The organism is uncultured Campylobacter sp., from assembly GCF_938031315.1.
In the GTDB taxonomy this organism is placed as follows: Bacteria; Campylobacterota; Campylobacteria; order Campylobacterales; family Campylobacteraceae; genus Campylobacter_B.
This window is the reverse complement of record NZ_CALHHT010000328.1, coordinates 1-4,245: the sequence shown is the minus strand read 5'-3', so window position 1 is coordinate 4,245 and position 4,245 is coordinate 1. Positions and strand designations below refer to the sequence as shown.

General features: G+C 48.0%; 4 protein-coding genes and 1 pseudogene. All 5 read right to left on the bottom strand.

The features are described 5' to 3' along the window. Nucleotides 1-1,885 (bottom strand): elongation factor G (gene fusA / locus Q0236_RS07995; protein ID WP_297916722.1); only part of this gene is annotated, 1,885 nt, incomplete at its 3' end. A 9-nt stretch (nt 1,886-1,894) separates the two neighbouring features. Beyond that, on the bottom strand, nt 1,895-2,365 hold the full coding sequence (gene rpsG, locus Q0236_RS07990; protein ID WP_177386837.1) for a 30S ribosomal protein S7: 471 nt from the start codon (nt 2,363-2,365) through the stop codon (nt 1,895-1,897). A gap of 69 nt (nt 2,366-2,434) precedes the next feature. Further along, nucleotides 2,435-2,809: a 30S ribosomal protein S12 gene (rpsL, locus tag Q0236_RS07985; protein ID WP_291939381.1), complete on the bottom strand. Its 375-nt coding sequence runs from the start codon at nt 2,807-2,809 to the stop codon at nt 2,435-2,437. Between the two features lie 83 nt (nt 2,810-2,892). Further along, the gene (locus tag Q0236_RS07980; RefSeq protein WP_297883011.1) at nt 2,893-3,282 is read right to left on the bottom strand and encodes a DoxX family protein; all 390 of its coding nucleotides are present in this window, start codon (nt 3,280-3,282) and stop codon (nt 2,893-2,895) included. Between the two features lie 46 nt (nt 3,283-3,328). Next, nucleotides 3,329-4,245: pseudogene (locus tag Q0236_RS07975) on the bottom strand (DNA-directed RNA polymerase subunit beta'); the annotation flags it as partial.

The window sequence follows — 4,245 nt, the reverse complement described above, 5'->3', positions numbered from 1 at the left end:
TGCGTCCACGGCGGGAGTTCAGATCGCCGATAACGTCGCCCATATACTCCTCAGGGGTTTCTACCTCGACTTTCATCATAGGCTCCAAGATTACGGCGCCTGCTTTTCTAGCGCCCTCTTTAAAGCCCATAGAAGCGGCGAGTTTGAACGCCATTTCGGAGCTGTCGACTTCGTGGTAGCTTCCGTCATAGACCGTTACGCGCACGTCCTCGACTGGATATCCCGCCAAAACGCCGTTTTGCATCGCCTCTTGGCAGCCCTTATCGACCGCAGGGATGTATTCTTTTGGAATCGCGCCGCCTTTGATATCGTTTACGAACTCATATCCGGTGCCAGGCTCCAAAGGCTCTAGGCGCAAAAATACGTGACCGTATTGACCGCGACCGCCCGATTGCTTGGCGTATTTGTACTCCTGCTCGACCTTTTTGCGGATAGTCTCGCGATATGCGACCTGCGGCTGTCCGACCTCGGCTTCGACTTTAAATTCTCTAAGCATTCTATCTACGATGATCTCAAGGTGCAGCTCGCCCATTCCCGAAATGATCGTCTGTCCGCTCTCTTCGTCGGTCGCAACCCTAAAGCTTGGATCTTCTTGCGCCAATTTTTGAAGCGCGATACCCATTTTTTCTTGATCGGCTTTGGTTTTAGGCTCTACCGCTACGCTGATAACGGGATCAGGAAATTCCATACGCTCTAAAATTACTTTATCTTTTTCGCTAGCTAGCGTATCGCCCGTAAGGGTATCTTTAAGACCCACGACGGCGCCGATCTCGCCCGCATAAAGCTCCTTGATCTCTTCGCGTTTATTTGAGTGCATCCTTAGCAAGCGTCCGATGCGCTCTTTTTTACCCTTGCCGGTATTTACGACATAGCTGCCGCTTTCCAAAACGCCGCGATATACGCGCACAAATGTAAGCTGACCTACGAAAGGATCGGTCATAATCTTAAATCCAAGGCCCGCGAACTCGCCCTCATCGGTAGAGCTTACGTGAACCTCGCTGCCATCCTCATACTGACCCTTAATCGCAGGCACTTCATCAGGCGCAGGTAGATAATCTACGACCGCATCTAGCAAAGGCTGCACGCCCTTGTTTTTAAATGCGGTGCCGCATAGCATAGGAAAAAAACTTAGGCTTAAGCAGCCTTTCTTGATGCCCTTTTTAATCTCTTCTACGCTTAGCTCTTCGCCGTTAAAATACTTCTCCATCAAAGCTTCATCAGTCTCTGCTACCGCCTCAATCATCTTGTCGCGATATTCCTGTGCTTTTTCTCGTAGCTCGGCAGGAATTTCAACGATCTCAGGAGCTGAAGGACCCTTGCTATCGTCCCAAACGAGCGCTTTCATAGTGACTAAATCGATAACGCCTTTAAAATCGTCCTCAGCGCCGATCGGAATTTGAATAGGAACCGGATGAGCTTTGAGCCTATCTTTGACCTGCTGTTCGACATTATAAAAATTTGCGCCTACGCGGTCCATCTTATTTACGAAAATGATACGCGGAACATGGTATTTATTCGCTTGACGCCAAACGGTTTCACTTTGAGGCTGAACGCCGCCGACCGAGCAAAATACGGCTACCGCGCCGTCTAAAACGCGCATCGAGCGCTCGACTTCGATAGTAAAATCAACGTGGCCCGGAGTGTCGATTAAATTTATCTGATGATCTTTCCAAAAGCAGGTAGTCGCCGCAGACGTAATCGTAATGCCGCGCTCGCGCTCTTGCTCCATCCAGTCCATAGTAGCGGCGCCCTCGTGAACCTCGCCGATCTTATGGCTCATACCGGTAAAAAATAGAATTCTTTCGCTCGTAGTCGTCTTTCCGGCATCGATGTGAGCGGCAATTCCGATATTTCTAACCATATGTAAAGGGGTTTTTCTTGCCATGATGCCCTCCTACCAACGATAATGCGCGAAAGCTTTATTGGCTTCCGCCATTTTGTAGGTGTCTTCTTTCTTCTTAAACGAAGAGCCTTTAGAATTTGCGGCATCCATAAGCTCGTAAGCCAGGCGCTCTATCATCGTGCGCTCGCTTCTTTTTCTCGCAAAAGAGATGATCCAGCGAATAGCCAAAGCCTGCTGGCGAGCCGGTCGTACCTCGATCGGAACCTGATATGTGGCGCCGCCTACGCGACGAGACTTAACTTCCATTAAAGGCTTAACGTTATCGATGGCATCGTTAAAAATTTCGATACCTTTCTTCTCGCCGCCTTTATTGTCGATGAAATTTAAGGCGCCGTACATGATCTCGGTAGCGACGCTCTTTTTGCCGTCGAACATAAGCGAATTAATAAATTTTGTGATTACTTTACTGTCATAAATCGGATCAGGCATAACTTCCCTAACGGGAGCTTTTCTTCTTCTCATTTTATTCCTTCAAATTTTAAAATTTTACTCAAACTCGGCAAAATCTAGTGCCGGTCTGTTTAGGCCAAACTATTTTTTAGGTCGTTTAGCACCGTATTTTGATCTTGCAACGGTTCGTTTTGCAACGCCTGCAGTATCGAGCGCACCGCGGACGATGTGGTATTTAACGCCCGGTAGGTCCTTTACACGACCGCCGCGAACTAGCACGATGGAGTGCTCTTGTAGATTGTGACCTTCACCGCCGATATAGCTGATGACTTCAAATCCACTAGTAAGCCTTACTTTGGCAACTTTACGAAGCGCTGAGTTTGGCTTTTTAGGGGTCGTAGTATAGACCTTAGTACAAACTCCTCTTCGTTGAGGGCAATTCTTTAGCGCCGGAGACTTCGATTTCTCGGTAAGCTTCTTGCGCTCTTTTCTGACCAATTGATTTATGGTTGGCACATCTTTCCTTTCACAAAAATTTATTCAAAAAGATTTGGATTATACTTTGTTTAAACTTACAGAAACGTAAATTTAACTAAATTTTAATCTCTAATCAGTACAAACTCTCCGCCGCCGCAGATTACTAGGCAGATCGCGGCAGAGAGATACAGATATACGATTTCCAGCTCAAATCCGCCCACGCCGGTAAGCGCGCTCAACGGAGTATGTAGGACATATATTATCATGAGCACGTTTGCGATCACAAGTAGAGCGCCTATGCGGCAAAATACGCCTATGATTATCATCGCGGGCGCCAGCACCTCGCCTACGTATGCGCCGTAAGCCACCAGATCCGGAATTCCTCTGGCTACCAGCATCGATTTTACGCCGTCTATGCCGTGAGTAAGTTTAAAAATTCCGTGCATTAAAAGACAAACTCCAAGCCCCAACCTGACAAACAACAGACCGAAATTTATATTGATCATATTCATGTTTCATCCTTTAAATTTAGGTAAATTTAGGGCTTTTTGCCCTAAATTATTTTTTAAGTTTAACTTCCTTGTCTTTATACAGACCCGTTCCGACCGGGATTATGCGACCTAAAATCACGTTTTCTTTTAAGTCCTCTAATCGGTCAAATTTACCCGCGATACTAGCCTCGGTTAGAACCTTCGTAGTCTCTTGGAAGGATGCCGCCGAAATGACGCTATCGCTTCCTACGGCCGCACGAGTTACGCCCAGCAGTACGGACTCTGCAATCGCAGGCTCGCCACCAATTTTCATAATGCGCTCGTTTTCTTCTCTAAATCTGCGGCGGCTAATGAGATCGCCGACGATTAGCTGAGTATCGCCGCTATCGACGATTCGGACTTGGCGAAGCATCTGAGATACGATGATCTCGATATGCTTATCGCTGATAACGACGCCTTGAGAGCGATAAACCTGTTGAATTTCGCTTATCAGATAGTAATGCAGCGCCTTTTCGCCTAAAATTCTAAGCACGTCGTGCGAGCTGATAACTCCGTCGGTAAGCTTCTCACCTGCGTGGACGAACTCGCCGTTTCGCACTTGGATCTGGCGGCTTTTATCGATTAGATACTCGGCACTCGTTCCGTCCTCGCCCTCGATTACGATGCGCTCTTTTGCGCGCAATGCTTTATCAAAGCGGACGGTTCCGTCGATATCCGCGATGATCGCGGTATTTTTCGGACGGCGCGCCTCAAATAGCTCCGATACGCGCGGCAAACCGCCGGTGATATCTTTTGATTTTGCAGCAGCCTTCGGCGTTCTAGCCAAGATATCCGCAATCGCTACCTGATCGCCCTTATTCGTAAAAATCGCAGTCTTCGGTCCCAGGTTGTATTTGATAGGCTCGCCCTTGCTAGGGGTTACGATAATGGCCGGCTTGACGCCTTGCGGAAGGTATTCGTTGATGACCAAACGGCTTTGGCCGG

Bases quoted from the DNA above. Each gene is read 5' to 3' on its own strand.
- rpsG (WP_177386837.1), bottom strand. From the start codon at position 2,365: ATGAGAAGAAGAAAAGCTCCCGTTAGGGAAGTTATGCCTGATCCGATT.
- Q0236_RS07980 (WP_297883011.1), bottom strand. From the start codon at position 3,282: ATGAATATGATCAATATAAATTTCGGTCTGTTGTTTGTCAGGTTGGGG.